Origin of the sequence: Caballeronia sp. INDeC2, from assembly GCF_023631325.1 — a bacterium.
Lineage (GTDB): Bacteria > Pseudomonadota > Gammaproteobacteria > Burkholderiales > Burkholderiaceae > Caballeronia.
This window is the reverse complement of the sequence record NZ_JALQDG010000026.1, coordinates 37,095-55,802: the sequence shown is the minus strand read 5'-3', so window position 1 is coordinate 55,802 and position 18,708 is coordinate 37,095. Positions and strand designations below refer to the sequence as shown.

Below are 18,708 nucleotides of genomic sequence, written 5' to 3'. Positions count from 1 at the left end.
GATGCCCGCATCCCCGCCACCGCAGGACGACTCTGGAAAAGACGAACGATGGAAAACCATCAAGCTCATCATGCGTACGCGCCACGTATCTACTTCATCGATCCCCTGCTCGTCGGCCCGCTCGCGAACTGGCCCGCCCAGTTCGAGCATGCGGCCGCGCTCGGCTTCGATCACGTCCTGATCGGCTCGCCGTTCGTGCCCGGCAGCAACGGGCATCGCGAGGCGGTCGCGGATCATCATCGGCTGCATTCCGTCTTCGAATCCGATGCGAGCGCATCCGACGGCCTGCGCCAGCTCGCCGACGCCGCGAAGAAGCACGAGCTCACGTTGCTCGTCGATATCGTGATCGATCGCGTGAGCACGGAAGGCGGTCTCTATCAGGACAACAAACACTGGTTCCAGCCCTTCGAGAGCGCCGATGCGCGGCTCGATCCGCGCAAGCCGCCGAGTCAGCGCGATGTCGCCTGGGCCAACTTCGCCGATGGCGAGGCGGCGCATCATCTGACCGAATGGTGGGCGCGCGAGCTGAACTTGCTCGCCGATGCGGGCGTCGGCGGCTTTCGCTTCGATTCGCCGCATGCGGTGCCCGCGCACGTGTGGCGCAGGCTCGGTGCCGCGGTGCGCGAGAAGCATCCCGAGACACGCTGGCTCGCGTGGACCATCGGCGTCACGCGCCATGATCTGCACGGCCTCGCCGACGCCGCGTTCGACGCCGTGTTCGCCTCGACGCGCTGGTGGGACTTCAAGAGCGCGTGGCTCTTCGACGAGCACGCGGCACTCTCGCGCATCGCATCGCCGATCACATTTCCGGAAGATCCGTTCGGCGCGCGGCTCATCGCCGATCTCCCCGACACGAGCGACACCGCGCTCGTCGAACGCGCGTACACACGCGTGCTCGACACGGCCGCCGCGCTCGGCACCGGCATCATGGTGCCGATGGGTTTCGAGTACGGCGTCGCCCTGCCGATGTCGCCGCAGTACGGCATCGCCGCCGAATACGAACGTGCGAAGAACGAGAAGCGCATCGATCTCACGGCGCGCGTCAAACGCGCGAACGACTTGCAGCGCAACGTGGGCACGCTGTCGAGCGTCGGCGAACTGCGCGCGCTGACGGGCGCGGGCACGCCGTACGCGGCGCTCATTCGCGCGGATGGCGGCGATCTGCGCAACAGCAACGACGCCGTGCTCGCCGTGATCAATCCCGATCTCGTCGCGCCCGTGCATGTCGATACGCTGCATCTGCTCGAATCGGTGCCGGGCAACTACACGCGCTTTGCGCTCATCGACGATTCCATGGGCAAGGCCGAACGCCTCGCGCCGTTCACGCTCAAGGCGGGCGAAGTGCGCCTCTTCCGCGCGGAAGCCGAACCGTTCATCCTGCTCGCGCAGCCGCAAGTGAAGCGCGGCGCGAAGGCCGCCGACAAGAAGGCCGTGACCGAAGCGATCGCCGCGCCGCGCGTGTCGATCGAAAGCGTGACGCCTTCGGTCGATCATGGACGCTTTCCGGCGAAGCGCATCGTGGGCGAGGCGGTGGAGATTCAGGCCGCGATCTTCGCGGAAGGCCACGACAAGATCGCCGCCGCCGTGCAATGGCGCGCCGCCGACGAGACCGACTGGCACGAAGCGCCGATGCGCGCCGTGCAACCCGCCGGCCTCGATCTGTGGACCGCGCGCATTCCGCTCGAACGCGTGGGCCGTCACGAGTTCGTCGTGATGGCGTGGCGCGACGATTACGCGTCGCTCGTCGATCATATGCAGAAGAAGCTGAAGGCCGGGCAGACCGTCGAACTGGAAGTCGAGGAAGCGAAGCACCTGTTCGCGCTGATCCTCGCCGAAGTGAAGACCGCCGACGACGCCGACAGCGACAGCGCCCCGCTCGAAGCGATCGTCAAGGAGTTCACGAAGGCGAGCGACGCGCGCAAGCTCGAACTCACGCTCGCGCCGGCGACCGCGAAGGCCGTCGCAGCGGCGCGGCATCGTCCGTTTTTATCCCGCGATCCGGTCGTGTATCGCATCGATGCCGAACGCGCCGCCGCGCGCTTCGCGAGCTGGTACGAGATCTTCCCGCGCTCGATGAGCGACGACGTGAACCGTCACGGCACGTTCATCGACGTGATCGGCAAGCTGCCGCGCATTCGCGAGATGGGCTTCGACGTGCTCTACTTTCCGCCGATTCATCCGATCGGCGTCGCGAATCGCAAGGGCAAGAACAACACGCTGAACGCGCAACCGGGCGATGTCGGCAGCCCGTATGCGATCGGCGGCAAGGAAGGCGGGCATACCGCCGTGCATCCGGAGCTCGGCAATCTCGACGACTTCAAGCGCATGCTCGAAGCCGCGCACGAACATGGTCTCGAAATCGCGCTCGACTTCGCGGTGCAGTGCTCGCCGGATCATCCGTGGTTGAAGGAACATCCGACGTGGTTCGCATGGCGTCCCGACGGCACGCTGCGTTATGCGGAGAATCCGCCGAAGAAGTATCAGGACATCGTGAATCCGGACTTCTATGCGCAGGACGCGAAGCCCGAGTTATGGCTCGCTTTGCGCGATGTCTTCCTGCACTGGATCGCGGCTGGCGTGCGCATTTTCCGCATCGACAATCCGCATACGAAGCCGTTTCCGTTCTGGGAATGGGTGATCGGCGACGTGCGCGCGCGCCATCCCGACGTGATCTTCCTCGCCGAAGCATTCACGCGGCCGCGCGTGATGAATCGGCTTGCGAAGCTCGGCTTCTCGCAGTCGTACACGTACTTCACGTGGCGCGAGAGCAAGCGCGATTTCATCGAATACATGCACGATCTCACGCAGACCGACGCGAAGGATTTCTTCCGCCCGAACTTCTTCGTGAATACGCCGGACATCAATCCGCGCTTTCTGCAAAGCTCGGGGCGTCCGGGCTTCGTGATTCGCGCGGCGCTGGCGGCGACGTTATCGGGCTTGTGGGGCGTGTATAGCGGCTTCGAGCTCTGCGAATCCGCCGCGCTGCCGAACAGCGAAGAGTATCTCGACTCCGAGAAGTACGAGATCAAGGCGTGGGACTGGAATCGCCCGGGAAACATCGTGACCGAGATCACCGCGCTCAATCGCATTCGCCGTGCGAATCCCGCGCTGCAGACGCATCTCGGCGTGAACTTCCTGCCCGCGCATAACGATCACGTCCTGTTCTTCGAGAAGGCGAACGCATCGCGCGACAACGTCGTGCTCGTCGCGATCAATCTCGATCCGTTCAACGAGCAAGGCGCGGATATCGATTTGCCGTGGCAGACGCTCGAACGCTGGGGCGTACACGAAGCGGATGCGATCGCGGTCGAAGATCAGGTGACGGGCGAGCGCTTCGAATGGCGCGGACGGCGTCAGCACGTGCGGCTCAATCCGCATTCGCTGCCGTTCGCGATCTGGCGCATTTCGCCGACGTGGGGCTTGCCGAAGCCGCGGCCCGACGAGGAAGGATGAATCCTCAGCAACGAACGAGAGCACACCCATAACAAGGGCGAATAGCAATGCATTCGGCCCATAAGGACATTGGAGCGAAACCGTGGATACAAGGGTGAAGCGCAACAAGAAAGCCTCGATTCTCAGCGACGATCCGCTCTGGTACAAGGACGCGATCATCTATCAGGTTCACATCAAGTCTTTCTTCGATGCGAACAACGACGGCATCGGCGATTTCCCCGGCCTGCTCGCGAAGCTCGACTACATCGCGGAGTTGGGCGTCGACACGATCTGGCTGCTGCCGTTCTATCCGTCGCCGCGCCGCGACGACGGCTACGACATCGCCGACTACCGCAACGTACATCCGGACTACGGCACGCTCGCGGACGTCAAGCGTTTCATCCAGGAAGCGCACGCGCGCGGCATCCGCGTGATCACCGAGCTCGTCATCAATCACACGTCGGATCAGCATCCGTGGTTTCAGCGCGCGCGGCACGCGAAGCCGGGCTCGAATCACCGCAACTACTACGTGTGGTCCGATACGGACAAGAAGTACGAAGAGACGCGCATCATCTTCATCGACACGGAGCCGTCGAACTGGACGCACGATCCGGTCGCGGGCCAGTACTACTGGCATCGCTTCTATGCGCATCAGCCCGATCTCAACTTCGACAATCCCGCGGTCATCAAGGAAGTGCTCTCCGTGATGCGCTTCTGGCTCGACATGGGTATCGACGGGCTGCGGCTGGATGCGGTGCCGTATCTCGTCGAACGCGAAGGCACGAACAACGAGAATCTGCCCGAAACGCACGCGATCCTGAAGAAGATTCGCGCGACCATCGACGCGGAGTATCCGAATCGCATGCTGCTCGCCGAAGCGAACCAGTGGCCGGAAGACGTAAAGGAATATTTCGGCGATGAAGACGAATGCCACATGGCGTTCCACTTCCCGCTGATGCCGCGCATCTACATGTCGATCGCGAGCGAGGACCGCTTTCCGATCACCGACATCATGCGGCAGACGCCCGATCTCGGCATCACGAATCAATGGGCGATCTTTCTGCGCAACCACGACGAGCTCACGCTCGAAATGGTCACGGACTCCGAGCGCGACTATCTGTGGAACACGTATGCGAGCGATCGCCGCGCGCGCCTGAACCTTGGCATTCGCCGGCGTCTCGCGCCGCTCATGGAGCGCGACCGCCGCCGCATCGAACTGATCAATTCGCTGCTGCTGTCGATGCCCGGCACGCCCGTCATCTATTACGGCGACGAGCTCGGCATGGGCGACAACATTCACCTGGGCGACCGCGACGGCGTGCGCACGCCGATGCAATGGTCGTCCGACCGCAACGGCGGTTTCTCGCGCGCCGATCCCGAGCAGCTCGTGTTGCCGCCCGTGATGGGCTCGCTCTACGGCTATGATGCGGTGAACGTCGAATCGCAGAGCCGCGATCCGCATTCGTTATTGAACTGGACGCGCAAGATGCTCGCGGTGCGCCGCTCGAAGCATGCGTTCGGGCGCGGCACGATCCGCTTTTTGCGGCCAGCGAATCGCAAGATCCTCGCGTATCTGCGCGAGCTCGAAGGCGAGCCGCCGATTCTGTGCGTCGCGAATCTGTCGCGCGCGCCGCAAGCGGTGGAGCTCGACCTCTCGGAGTTCGATGGCTCGGTGCCGCTCGAAATGACCGCCGATTCGCCGTTTCCGGCCATCGGCAAGCTCACGTATCTGCTGACCTTCCCGCCGTACGGCTTCCTGTGGTTCCAGCTCTGCCCCGGGAACATGCGGCCGGCGTGGGCGCAGGCGCCTTCGGAGCAATTGCCCGAATTCGTGACGATGGTGATTCGCGCGGGACAAACGGGGCCGACGCCCGAAAACGTGCGTCTGCTCGAATCGGAAGTGCTGCCGAATTACCTGAGCAAGCGCCGCTGGTTCGCGTCCAAGGATCAGAAGCTGCATGGCGTGCGTCTCGCCGCGCTGACGACGATCGAAGGCGCGGGCTTCGCCTTCACCGAAATCGAAGCCGATGTCGGCGATCATTGCGAGCGCTACGTGCTGCCGCTTTCCATCGCGTGGGGCACGGAGACGACCTCGCCGCTCTACATGCAGCTCGCGCTGGCGCGCGTGCGCCGCAATCGCAACATCGGGCATCTGACCGATGCGTTCGCGGTGCCGCAATTCACCTACGGCGTGATGCGCAAGCTGAAGGAACGCGCGGTCGTGCCGACGGTGCAAAAGAGCGAGATCCGTTTCATTCCGACGGAGCGCCTCAACGAGCTCAACTACTATCCGGCCGATCTGCCCGAGATCCGCTGGCTCGCGGCCGAGCAGAGCAACAGCTCGCTCGTGATCGGCGACAAGGTCGTGTTGAAGCTCGTGCGGCGCGTCGTCGGCGGCATTCATCCGGAAGCGGAGATGAGCCGCTATCTGACGAAGCTCGGCTATGCGAACACCGGCCCGCTGTACGGCGAAGTCGTGCGTGTCGATCCGCAAGGCGTGCCGCATACGCTCATCATCCTGCAGGGTTACATCGACAATCAGGGCGATGCGTGGAACTACGCGCTCGACTATCTGCGCCGTATCGTCGATGAACTCGCGGTCGTCGTCGAATCCGAGGAGCATACGCAAGAACGCGATGCGCAGGTCGAAGGCCTCGCGGGTTACGGCAACATCGCGGGCGTGATCGGCAAGCGGCTGGGCGAACTGCATGTCGCGCTCGCGTCGCCCACCGACGACGAAGCCTTCGCGCCGCAACGCGCGACGCCCGAGGACGTGAAGGGCTGGATCGACGGCACGCTGAAGCTGCTCGAATCGGCGCTCGATATCCTTGCGCAAAAGAGCGGCGAGTTCAACGAGCACGACCGTTTCCTCGCGCAGAGCTTGCTCGATCGCCGCGCGCTGCTCGTCGATGCCGTGAAGAAACTCGTCGCGCCGGGCGCCGATGCGCTGTGCATCCGCATCCACGGCGACTTCCATCTCGGTCAGGTGCTGATGGCGCAGGGCGATGCGTATCTGATCGATTTCGAAGGCGAGCCCGCGCGCCCGCTCGAAGAGCGCCGCCGCAAAACAAGCCCGTTGCGCGACGTCGCGGGCCTGCTGCGCTCGCTGTCGTATGCGAGCGCGGCCGCGCAATCGACGACCGAAAACGCGCCCGCCCAGACGGCGGATCGCAAGCGCGCGCTGTTCGAACGGCTGCGCGCCTACGCCGAGGAGAGCTTCTTGCGGGAATACATGGCGGCGATCGCATCGTCGCCCGAACCGGTCGCGGCCAAAGACGTGTTCCAGCCGTTGCTCGATCTCTTCCTGATCGAAAAGGCCGCTTACGAAATCCGCTACGAAGCAGCGAACCGGCCGACCTGGATCGGCCTTCCGTTGCGGGGTCTCGCGTCGCTCGCGAGCCGCTTGCTGGGCGATACGGGCGAGCCGCCCGCGCCGGGCACGCGACCCGTCTTCGGAGCAACCAAGGACAATCCGGATGGAACCCACCATGAACAATCGTAGCGATCCGGCGGATTCCAGGAATCCCGCGCACGGTCTCAATCCGCTCGACATCGACGCGCTCGTCGAGGCCCGGCATCCCGACCCGTTCTCGACGCTCGGCCTGCATGAAACCGATCGGGGACATGTCGTGCGCGTTTTCCTGCCGGGCGCGTCGTCGGTGAGCGTCACGGATGCGGGCAACGGCGAGCATATCGGCTCGCTCGCGCGCATCCACGATGCGGGGCTCTACGCGGGCTTCGTCGAAAGGCCGGCGGCGTATCGTCTGCAGATCGACTGGCACGGCACGCCGCAAGAGACGCACGACACGTACTCGTTCGGCCCCGTGTTGTCCGATGAATGGCTCGCGCGCCTCTCGCATGCGGACCCGTATGCGGTGCTCGAATGCCTCGGCTCGCGGCCGGTCACGCACGGCAACGTCGCGGGCGTGCGCTTCGCGGTGTGGGCGCCGAATGCGCGGCGCGTGTCGGTCGTCGGTGACTTCAACACGTGGGACGGCCGGCGTCATCCGATGCGCCTGCGTTACGGCTCGGGCGTATGGGAGCTGTTCATTCCGGGAATCGGCGCGGGCACGCGCTACAAGTACGAGATCGTCACGCGCGACGGGCATACGCTGCCGCTAAAGGCCGATCCTTGCGCGATGCAGAGCGAGAAGCCGCCCTCGACGGCATCGGTCGTCGCGGATGCGGATGCGATCGATCACTACGCCTGGACCGATGCCGACTGGATGGCCACGCGCGGCGGCAAGCAGACGCCGCAATCGCCGATCGCCATTTACGAGGCGCATGCCGAATCGTGGCTGCGCGTGCCCGAGGAAGGCAATCGCGGCATGAACTGGCACGAGCTTGCCGAGCGCCTGATTCCGTATGCGAAGGGCATGGGCTTCACACACCTGGAATTCATGCCGATCGCGGAGCATCCGTTCGGCGGCTCGTGGGGTTATCAGCCGCTCGGGCAGTTCGCGCCGTCCGCGCGCTTCGGCACGCCGGAGCAGTTCGCGGAGTTCGTGAACCGGGCGCACGAAGCGGGGCTCGGCGTGATCATCGACTGGGTGCCGGCGCACTTTCCGAACGACGCGCACGGTCTCGTGCAGTTCGACGGCACGCCGCTCTACGAACATGCGGACCCGCGCGAGGGCTATCACCAGGACTGGAACACGATGATCTACAACCTCGGCCGCAACGAGGTGAGCGCGTTCCTGATCGCATCGGGGCTCGCGTGGCTGAAGCGTTATCACATCGATGGACTGCGCGTCGATGCCGTCGCGTCGATGCTGTATCGCGACTATTCGCGCAAGGCGGGCGAGTGGGTCCCGAACATCTACGGCGGGCGCGAGAATCTCGAATCGATTGCGTTCCTGAAGCGGCTGAATCATGAAGTGCGGCAGATTCCGGGCGCGATCACGGTGGCGGAGGAATCGACCGCATGGCCGGGCGTGACGGCGAATGTCGAGAGCGGCGGCCTCGGCTTCGACTTCAAGTGGAACATGGGCTGGATGCACGACACGCTGCATTACATGCAGGAAGATCCGGTGTATCGGCAGTACCACCATCATCTCTATACGTTCGGGATGGTGTATGCGTATTCCGAACGCTTCGTGCTGCCTTTGTCGCACGATGAAGTGGTGCACGGCAAGGGATCGCTCATCAACAAGATGCCGGGCGACCGCTGGCAGAAATTCGCCAATCTGCGCGCGTATTTCGGCTTCATGTGGACGCATCCGGGCAAGAAGCTCTTGTTCATGGGCGGCGAGTTCGGCCAGTTCGCGGAGTTCAATCACGATGAATCGCCGCACTGGCATCTCCTCGACGATTCGCTACATGGCGGCTTGCAGAAACTCGTGCGCGATCTGAACCATCTTTATACGAGCGAGCCTGCGTTGCATAAGCTGGACAGCGATGCGCGCGGTTTCGAGTGGATCATCGGCGACGACAATGCGAACAGCGTGTATGCGTATCGGCGCACGGATGCCGAGGGGCGCGATTTGGTCGTCGTGTGCAATATGACGCCGGTGCCTCGGCTGGTTTATCGGATTGGATTGCCGCGGCGCGGGCGATGGAGCGAGGCTTTTAACTCCGATGCTTCCATCTATGGCGGGTCGAATACGGGAAATGGCGGAGTTATTCATACGGATGACTATCCGAGTCATGGGAGGGAGCAGTCGGCGGCGTTGACGTTACCGCCGTTGGCGACGATTGTGTTGCGGGCCGATTAAGGGTGTGATTTCTGCTTGCGCTTGAATTGTCGCCGGTCCCGGTTTGTTCCAGGTTTATGGCTATGCAGTGCTAATGAACCGACATGAATACGGATCCGGCGAAAAATCAAGGGCATAGCTCAATCCCCTGCGCCGAACCGGCAAAAAAGGACACGCCCAATGGCAAATGCACTCCCCGATAAGTTGCTCCCGGGCGCGCCCTACCCGCTCGGAGCCAACTGGGACGGTCTGGGGGTCAACTTCGCGGTGTTCTCATCGAATGCGCATCGCATCGAAGTCTGTCTCTTCGACAGCACCGGCCGCAAGGAATTGATGCGCTTCGACCTCCCCGAGTGCACCGACGAAATCTGGCACGGCTATCTGCCCGGCGCGCATCCCGGCACCGTCTACGGTTTCCGCGCCCACGGCCCGTATCAGCCGCAGCAAGGGCATCGCTTCAATCCGCATAAGCTCCTGCTCGATCCCTACGCGAAGAAGCTCGTCGGTCCGTGGCGCTGGTCGGACGCGCTCTTCGGCTATCGCGTGCATTCGAACCGGCTCGACATGTCCGTCGATCGCCGCGATTCCGCGCCCGCGATGCCCAAGTGCATCGTCACCGACGACGCCTTCGACTGGTCGCGCGACGTGCGCCCCGACACGCCCTGGGGCGAAACCATCGTCTACGAGACGCACGTTCGCGGTGCATCCATGCTGCGCAACGACATCCGTCAGCACGAGCGCGGCACGTTCGCGGCGCTCTCGTCGCCGTGGTTCGTCGAGCACTTGCAGAAGCTCGGCATCACCGCCGTCGAGTTCCTGCCGGTGCACGCGTTTCTGAACGACCGCTTCCTCATCGAGCGCAGTCTCAAGAACTACTGGGGCTACAACACCGCCGCGTTCTTCGCGCCGGAGCCTTCCTATCTCTCGACGCATCGTCTGAACGAAATGCGCATCGCCGTGCGCCAGTTGCACGCGGCAGGCATCGAAGTGTTTCTCGACGTCGTCTACAACCACACGTGCGAAGGCAACGAGCTCGGACCCACGGTCTCGTGGCGCGGCCTCGACAACGCGAGCTATTACCGGCTGATTCCCGGCGACGAACGCCATTACATCAACGAAACGGGCTGCGGCAATACGTTGAACCTGTCGCATCCGCGCGTGCTGCAGATGGTGATGGATTCGCTGCGCTACTGGTGCACCGCGTTCAACATCGACGGCTTTCGTTTCGATCTCGGCGTCACGCTTGGCCGCGAAGGTCACGGGTTCGATCCGGGCTCGGGCTTCTTCGACGCGGTCCGTCAGGACCCGGTCCTCTCCACGCGCAAGCTCATCTCCGAGCCGTGGGACATCGGGCCGGACGGCTATCAGGTGGGCAATCATCCGCCGGGCTTCGCGGAATGGAACGACAAGTATCGCGATGGCGTACGGCGTTTCTGGCGCGGCGATGCGGGCATGCGCCCCGATCTCGCCGCGCGCCTCACCGGCTCCGCCGAATTGTTCAATCGACGCTTTAGAAAGCCGTGGGCATCGGTGAATTTCGTCGCATCGCACGACGGTTTCACGCTCGCCGATGTCACCGCCTATTCGCACAAGCACAACGAAGCGAATCAGGAAGGCAACAACGACGGCCACAACGAAAACTGCAGCGCGAACTGGGGCGTGGAAGGCCCGACCGACGACCCCGCGATCCTCGACGTGCGTGCGCGTCTCGCCCGCTCGATGGTCGCGACTACACTGCTGTCGCTCGGCACGCCAATGCTGCTCGCCGGCGACGAATTCGGCCGCACGCAGCAAGGCAACAACAACGCCTATTGCCAGGACAACGAGATTTCCTGGCTCGACTGGGACGCGGCGGCGAGCCCGCAAGGCGTCGAGATGACAGAGTTCGTCGCAAGAGTTATTGCACTGCGCAAAAACTACCCGGTGCTGCGCGAAACACGCTTCCTTTACGGCGATCGCGAAGTACTGCCGGGACTCTACGATGTGAGCTGGTTCGATGAACGCGGCAACGCGCTCGCGATCGAAGCATGGCAGGATCCGGAAGGCCGCGCGCTCACGCTGCGGCGGGCCGGGCCGGGCATCGACGGCGAGATCGACGTGCTGCTCATCATGTTCAACGCATCGTCGCAAGCGCTCGTGTTCACGCCGCCCGCGCCGCACTTGGAATGGAACGTGCTCCTTGATAGCGCGGAGCCCGACTCGGTCACGCGGCCGCTCGTCGGCAGCGAAATCGAGCTGGCCCCGCACAGCGTCGTGGTGATGCTGGCCGAGCCGACCGGCGACGCGGACTGGCAGGCGGTGTGGATGGCGGGCGCGCATCAGGGGCCGCGTCTTCTGACCGCGCTGCCGCCCGATCCCGGCACGATACCGCCGCATCGCGGGCCCGCAACCGACGCGCCGCAGTGACGCACGCAACCCGTTGCACATCCGCGGAAAATCGCCTTGATAGCAGCACTACAGCAGCACTACAGGCAGGAAATCATGTCCGAACGTCCGATCGATCCGCACAAGCATCAGCATGCGTACTGCCTTCCCTTCGGCGCTCATCTGACGGGCGCCGCGCGCGAGAATCCGCGCACGCGTTTTCGTTTCTGGGCGCCGTCGCGCGATGCCGTGCAAGTCGAAATTCAGCGCTCGGGCGGCGCGCCCGAGCTCGTCGACATGCAGCCGGCCGGCGATGGCTGGTTCGAAGCCGAGGCCGATGGCGGCGCGGGCACGCTGTATCGTTATCGGCTCGACGAAAATCTCGCGGTGCCCGATCCCGCTTCGCGTTTTCAGCCGCAAGACGTGCACGGCCCGAGCGAAGTCGTCGATCCGCGCGCGTATCGCTGGACGCACACGAACTGGCACGGCAGGCCGTGGGAAGAGACCGTGCTGTACGAACTGCACGTCGGCGCGATGGGCGGTTTCGCAGGCGTCACCGCGCGTCTGCCCGAGCTCGCGCAACTGGGCGTGACTGCCATCGAACTGATGCCGCTCAACGATTTCTCCGGCACGCGCAACTGGGGCTACGACGGCGTGCTGCCCTACGCGCCCGACTCCGCGTATGGCCGTCCCGAAGATCTGAAGCAGCTCATCGACACCGCGCACGGCCTCGGCCTGATGGTTTTTCTCGACGTGGTCTACAACCACTTCGGCCCGGACGGCAACTATCTGGACGCGTACGCGAAGACCTTCTTTCGCGAAGGCGTGCACACGCCGTGGGGTCCGGCGATCGATTTCGAACGTCCGCAAGTGCGCGATTTTTTCTTCGACAATGCCCTGTATTGGCTCAACGAATACCGTTTCGACGGCCTGCGCCTCGACGCGGTGCACGCGATCAACGACGACGAATGGCTGCGCGAGCTCGCACACCGCGTGCGCAGTTCGGTCGAGGCGAGCCGTCATGTCCATCTCGTGCTGGAGAACGAGCACAACACGGCGAACTTGCTCGAAACGCATTTCGACGCGCAATGGAACGACGACGCGCACAACACGCTGCATGTGCTCTTGACCGGCGAAGAGGAGAGCTACTACGGCGCGTATTGCGACAAGCCGATCGAGAAGCTCGCGCGCGTTCTGAAGGAAGGCTTCGCGTATCAGGGCGATCCTTCGCCGATACACGACGGCAAGCCGCGCGGCGAAACGAGCGCGCATTTGCCGCCGACGCGCTTCGTGATGTTCCTGCAGAACCACGATCAGATCGGCAATCGCGCGATGGGCGATCGCCTGCGTTCATTGACCGACGACGAATCGCTGTTCGCCGCGACGGGCCTGTTGCTGCTGTCGCCGCAGATTCCGCTGTTGTTCATGGAAGAGCAGTACGGATCGAAGCAACCGTTCTTGTTCTTTACCGACTATCACGATCAGCTCGCCGACGCCGTGCGTGAAGGCCGCCGCAGGGAGTTCGCGAAGTTCTCCGCGTTCACCGACGAAAAGCGCCGCGCGCAGATTCCCGATCCGAACGACGAGAAGACGTTCGACATGTCCTCGCCGAAGCTGTCGGATAAGCAGGACGAAGAAGATCGCCTCGAGTGGCTGCACTTCTATCGTTCGGCGCTGACGGTGCGCGCGAAGCTCATCACGCCGCGTCTGAAGGGCGCGAAATCGCTCGACGCGGACGTGCTCGGCGACAAGGCGCTCGTCGCAAGCTGGAAGCTCGGCGACGGCGAAACGCTGAGCGTCGCGCTCAATCTCGGCGAAAGCGCCGTCGCGTTGAAGGAGCAGCCGCCGGGCAAGCTCATCTTCGAGGCGCCGGCGCGCGCGCAGGACCGCGCGCGTGACGGCGAGCTCGGCGGCCGCACCTTCCTCGCATGGCTCACCGGCGAGGTGAACGAATACGCGATCGCGCACGACGCGCGCCGCTTCGAACCGGCATCGGCCGAAGGAAAAGTCTCGTGAGCGCCGCCGCAAGCAAGACGAACAAAGCGGGCGCCGCGCGCCCCGTGAGCACCATCGAGGCGCTCGCGGAACGCGCGGGCTTCGAGATCGAATGGAAGGACGCGCACAAGAACATCCAGCGCGTGCCGGAAACGACGCTGCGCATCCTGCTCGAAAAGCTCGGCCTGCCGTGCGGCAACGCCACGCAGCTCCGGCAGAGCATGGCCGCCGTCGATGCCGAAATGAGCGGGCGCAAGCTGCCGCCGCTCATCACCGCCGAAGTGGATCGCGGCATCGCGCTGCCGGTGTCGGCGGCGAAATCGGGCGCGCGCTATCGCATCGAACTGGAAAGCGGCGCAGTGATCGACGGGCGCTTCACGTCGCCCAAGGGGGAGATTGCGCTGCTCTCGCCGATCGCGGAGCCGGGCTATCACACGCTCGTCATCAACGACCATCGCACGACGCTCGCGGTCGCGCCCGCGCGCTGCTACACGATCGACGATGCGTGGCGCGCGCTCGACGAAGACGCCGCGAACGCGGATGCCGCCCCGCCGCTCTGGGGCGTCGCCGCGCAGGTGTATGGCTTGCGGCGCAACGGCGATGGCGGCATCGGCGACTTCACGGCGCTGGCGTCGCTCGCGACACAGACTGCGAAGCGCGGCGGACATGCCGTCGCGATCAGCCCGATGCACGCGATGTTCAGCGCCGAGCCGAACAAGTTCAGCCCCTATTCGCCGTCGTCGCGGCTCTTTCTCAACATCGCCCATGTCGATCCGGCCGCCGTGCTCGGTGCGCCCGCGGCGCGCGCTGCGATCGAGAAAGCGGGCGTGGCGAAGGAACTCGCCGAACTCGAAGGCCTTGCGCTGATCGACTGGCCGCGCGCATCGAAAGCGCGTATCGCGATTCTGCGCGCGCTCTTCGATACGTTCTCCGAAGACCGCGACTCGCCCTTCGCGAAGGACTTCGCCGATTTCGTCGATAAAGGCGGCCGCCCGCTCGAAGACCATGCGCGCTTCGAAGCGCTGCAGGCCGCGCAGATCGCGGAGAACGGCGAAGGCCACTGGCGCAACTGGCCCGAGGCGTTGCGCGATCCCCGCAGCGACGCGGTGACCGAATTCGCGAACGCCAACCGGCGCGAAGTCGACTTTTATCTCTTCACGCAATGGCTCGCCGCGAAGGGACTCATGCACGCGCAGCACGCAGCGCGCGATGCTGGCATGGCCGTGGGACTCGTCGCGGACCTCGCCGTCGGATGCGACAGCGCGGGCAGTCACGCGTGGTCGTATCGCGACGAGATGCTGACCGGCGTGTCGGTCGGCGCGCCGCCCGATCTCTTCAATCAGGCCGGGCAATCGTGGGGTTTGACGACCTTCTCGCCGCGCGCCATGCGCACGCAGGGCTTCGCGGCGTTCATCGACATGTTGCGTTGCGCATTCGCGCGCGCGGGCGGCATCCGCATCGATCACATTCTTGGCTTGCGCAGGCTCTGGCTCGTGCCCGAGGGCGAAAGCGCGAAGGACGGCGCGTATCTGCGCTATCCGCTGGAGGACTTGCTGCGGCTCATCGCGCTGGAATCGTGGCGGCATCGCGCGATCGTGGTCGGCGAGGATCTCGGTACCGTGCCGCCCGGCTTTACGGAGCGTTTGCAGGAGCACGGCTTGCTGGGCATTCGTGTGCTGTGGTTCGAGCGCGAAGTGGACGGCCCCGGCTTCAAGCCGCCGCGCGAATGGGATAGCGGCGTGACCGCGACGACGACGACGCACGATCTGCCGACCGTCACCGGATGGTGGCGCGGCGAGGATATCGTGTGGCGCTCGAAGATCGGCCAGACGATGGCGCGCGCCGATGGCCGCGACGCCGTCGAAGCGGCGCTCGAGGAGCGCGGCGGCGATCGCGAGAATTTGTGGCGCGCGTTCCAGGATGCGGGCGTCGCCCCCGGCGACGTGGATGCGCCCGGCATTGACAACGCGCCCGTCGATGAAGCGCTCGCCTTCGTCGCCGCGACGCCCGCGCCGCTCGTCACCTATCCGCTCGAAGACCTGCTCGCGCTCGCGGAGCAGCCGAATTTGCCGGGCTCGATCGACGAACATCCGAACTGGCGAAGGCGGCTCGTCTTGCCCGTCGACGAACTGTTTCTCGACGATGCCTTCTGCGATCGCCTGCTCGCCGTCGACACCGCGCGCAAGCGCTCCGTGCAACTGAACGAACCTTCATCGAAATCCGAATCACCATGACCGTACCGCGTTCCACGCTCAGGCTTCAGCTTCACAAGGGCTTCACTTTCGACGATGCCGCCGCGCACGTGGACTACTTCGCGCGCCTCGGCGTGAGTCACGCCTACGTGTCGCCGATCACGACAGCGACCGCCGGCTCCACGCACGGCTATGACGTCGTGGACTACACGCGGGTCAATCCCGAACTGGGCGGCGAAGACGGTTTGCGGCGCTTCGTCGAGAAGCTGCGCGCGCACGAAATGGGGCTCATCGTCGATATCGTGCCGAATCACATGGGCGTGGGCGGATCGGAAAACGCGTGGTGGCAGGACATTCTCGAATGGGGCCGGCACGCCGCGCATGCGCGCTTCTTCGACGTCGACTGGCATTCGCCCGATCCCGCTCTGCGCGGCAAGGTGCTCGCGCCGTTTCTCGGCGGCGCTTACGGTGAGGAGCTGCAGAGCGGCAACATCCGGCTCGCATATCGCGCGGACGAGGGGCGCTTCGTCATCGAGTATTACTCGAATGTGTTTCCGGTTTGTCCGGTCGATTACCCCGCCGTGTTTCAGGAGGCGCCGGAGCTTGCGCAGCGTTTCGCCGGCCTGACGACGCAGCCCACGGATCAACCGCGCGCCGCCGATGCGCGCACCGCGCTCGTCACGATCGCGCAGACCGAGGGCGGCCAGGCCGCGATCGAGGCGATCCTTGCCGCGCACGCGTCCGATACGTCCTCGGGCCGCGACCGGCTGCACCGGCTGCTGGAGCGGCAGCATTATCGCCTCGCGTGGTGGCGCACCGCCGCCGACGAAGTGAACTGGCGGCGTTTCTTCGACGTGAGCACGCTCGGCGGCGTGCGCGTCGAGCGGCCCGAGGTGTTCGAGGCATCGCATGCGCTCGTCTTCAGGCTCTTCACCGAAGGTCTGATCGATGGCGTGCGAGTCGATCACGTCGATGGGCTCGCCGAGCCGCGCGAATATTGCCAGCGCCTGCGGTCGCGGCTGGAAGAGCTGTCGGCCGAGCGGCCCGAGGCGTTGCGGCACGGCAATGGGCGCACGTATTTCGTCGTCGAAAAGATACTCGCGCGCGGCGAGCCGTTGCGCCGCGACTGGCAGGTCGATGGCACGACCGGCTATGACTTCATGAACGATGTCGGCGCGCTGCTGCACGATCCCGCGGGCGCGGAGCCGCTCGCCGCGCTGTGGGCCGAGATCACCGGCAAGAGCGCGTGTTTCGCCGACGAAGCGCTCGCCGCGCGCCGCAAGATTCTCGCGGAGAATCTGTCGGCGGAACTAGATCGCGTGACGCGTGCCTTGCATCGCATCGCGCGCGACGCGCAGACCACGCGCGATTACACGTTCACGTCGATCAGGCGCGTGGTCGCCGAGCTAGTCGTGCAGTTTCCGGTGTATCGCGTCTATCCCGTGGGCGGCGTGCGCAGCCCCGAGGACGAGCACTTCTTCTCTCAGGCGTTCGAAGCCGCGCGTAACGTGCTCGCGCGCGCCGATCATGGCGTGCTCGATCAGGTCGCGCAATGGCTCGGCGGCAAGCTGCCCGACGAGTCCCCGGCGCAGCCGGCCGAACGCAACGACCGTGGCCGCGATCGCGCGGCGGAGCGCAATCGCGAGCGCGACCGCAATCAGGCGCAGGCGAATCAGACGCCGCCGCCGTCGAGCGGCTCGCAGCGTCGCGCGGCGCAGACGCTGTTCTCGCAACTGACGTCGCCGGTGGCGGCGAAGGCAGTCGAGGATACGGCGTGTTATCGCTATGGACGCCTTATTTCGCGCAATGAAGTCGGCGCGGATCCGGGCGAGTTTGCGTTGTCCGTCGATGAATTTCATGCGTGCAATCGCGAACGGATGGATGCGTTTCCGCACGCGATGCTCTGCACGGCGACGCACGATCACAAACGCGGCGAGGACGTGCGCGCGCGCATCGCGGCGTTGAGCGAGATCCCCGATGAATGGAGCGCGACGCTCAGGCAATGGTCGACCTTGAACACGCCGCTGCGGCGCGGGCCGAACGGCGGACACGGCGAAACGAGCGATGTGAACAACTGGGCGCCGGGACCGGCCGCGGAGGCGATCCTGTATCAGACGCTCATCGGATGCTGGCCGACGACGCTCGCTCCCGACGACGAAGCGGGCGTTCAAGCGCTCGCTGAACGTGTCGCGGGTTGGCAGTTGAAGGCGCTGCGCGAGGCAAAGTTGCGCACGAGCTGGTTCGCGCCCGACGAAGCGTATGAGAACGCGTGCAAGGACTTCCTGTTCGATATCGTCGCGCCGCAGCGGCGCAATGGCTTTCTGCAGGAGTTGTCGGCGTTCGTCGCGCGCATCGGGCCGCTGGGTGCGATCAACAGCTTTCAGCAGACGCTTTTGCGACTGACATCGCCCGGCGTGCCGGATCTTTATCAGGGCACGGAGTTGTGGGACTTCAGTCTCGTGGATCCCGATAATCGCCGGCCTGTGGATTATGAATTGCGTCGACGGTGGCTTGAAGAAGTCGAAGAGAAAGGACCGCCGTCTGAACAGTTGGCCAACTGGCGCGATGGGCGGGTGAAACTGGCGCTCACGGGGCGCGCTTTGGCTTTGCGCAAGCATTGCGAGTCTTTGTTCGCTCAAGGCGAGTACATGCCGCTCGAAGTGCAAGGCGAACACGCGGGGCGAGTGATCGCCTATGCGCGGCATGCGGGGAGCGCGTTTGCAATCGTGATCGCGACGCGGCTTGCAGCGCCGTTGTTGGACGCGGGTCGGGATGTGCCGCTCGTCGCGCCGGAGCGCTGGGGGGATACGGCAATCGTGCTGCCCGAGGCGCTGCATTCGCGCGCGTTATTCGATTGGTTGAGTCCCAATGCGCCCAAGGCTGAAGAGGAGAAGTTGTTTTTGCGCGATGCGCTTGGGGCTATGCCGGTGGCTTTGCTTGTCGAAGAGGGCGTTCCTAGGCCTTGAGGAATGTATGTGCTTCTTCTTTGGAAATCCTGATTTCGTGTCGGTCTATTAACACTGCCGCCCCTC

At 64.6% G+C, this 18,708-nt stretch carries 7 protein-coding genes; all 7 read left to right on the top strand.

Features of this window, described 5'->3' with window-relative positions; all coding sequences use genetic code 11:
- Positions 1 to 48 precede the first annotated feature (48 nt).
- A complete protein-coding gene (locus NCS28_RS14930; RefSeq protein WP_250514539.1) occupies positions 49 to 3,453 on the top strand; it encodes a maltotransferase domain-containing protein in 3,405 nt (1,134 codons plus the stop codon).
- A 94-nt stretch (positions 3,454 to 3,547) separates the two neighbouring features.
- A complete protein-coding gene (treS, locus tag NCS28_RS14925; RefSeq protein WP_250514651.1) occupies positions 3,548 to 6,934 on the top strand; it encodes a maltose alpha-D-glucosyltransferase in 3,387 nt (1,128 codons plus the stop codon).
- Positions 6,921 to 9,146, top strand: coding sequence for a 1,4-alpha-glucan branching protein GlgB (glgB, locus tag NCS28_RS14920; RefSeq protein ID WP_250514538.1), 2,226 nt, complete (start codon positions 6,921 to 6,923; stop codon positions 9,144 to 9,146). The genes treS and glgB overlap by 14 nt, the downstream gene beginning before the upstream one ends.
- A 159-nt stretch (positions 9,147 to 9,305) precedes the next feature.
- Complete coding sequence (gene glgX / locus NCS28_RS14915) at positions 9,306 to 11,531, top strand: glycogen debranching protein GlgX (protein WP_250514537.1); 2,226 nt, start codon at positions 9,306 to 9,308, stop codon at positions 11,529 to 11,531.
- Positions 11,532 to 11,606: 75 nt separating this feature from the next.
- Complete coding sequence (treZ, locus tag NCS28_RS14910; RefSeq protein WP_250514536.1) at positions 11,607 to 13,505, top strand: malto-oligosyltrehalose trehalohydrolase; 1,899 nt, start codon at positions 11,607 to 11,609, stop codon at positions 13,503 to 13,505.
- Complete coding sequence (gene malQ, locus NCS28_RS14905) at positions 13,502 to 15,718, top strand: 4-alpha-glucanotransferase (RefSeq protein ID WP_250514535.1); 2,217 nt, start codon at positions 13,502 to 13,504, stop codon at positions 15,716 to 15,718. Before treZ ends, malQ begins: the two co-directional genes overlap by 4 nt.
- Positions 15,715 to 18,642 carry a malto-oligosyltrehalose synthase gene (treY, locus tag NCS28_RS14900; RefSeq protein ID WP_250514534.1) on the top strand — a complete coding sequence of 976 codons (2,928 nt, stop codon included), beginning with the start codon at positions 15,715 to 15,717 and terminating at the stop codon, positions 18,640 to 18,642. The genes malQ and treY overlap by 4 nt, the downstream gene beginning before the upstream one ends.
- Positions 18,643 to 18,708: the final 66 nt, after the last annotated feature.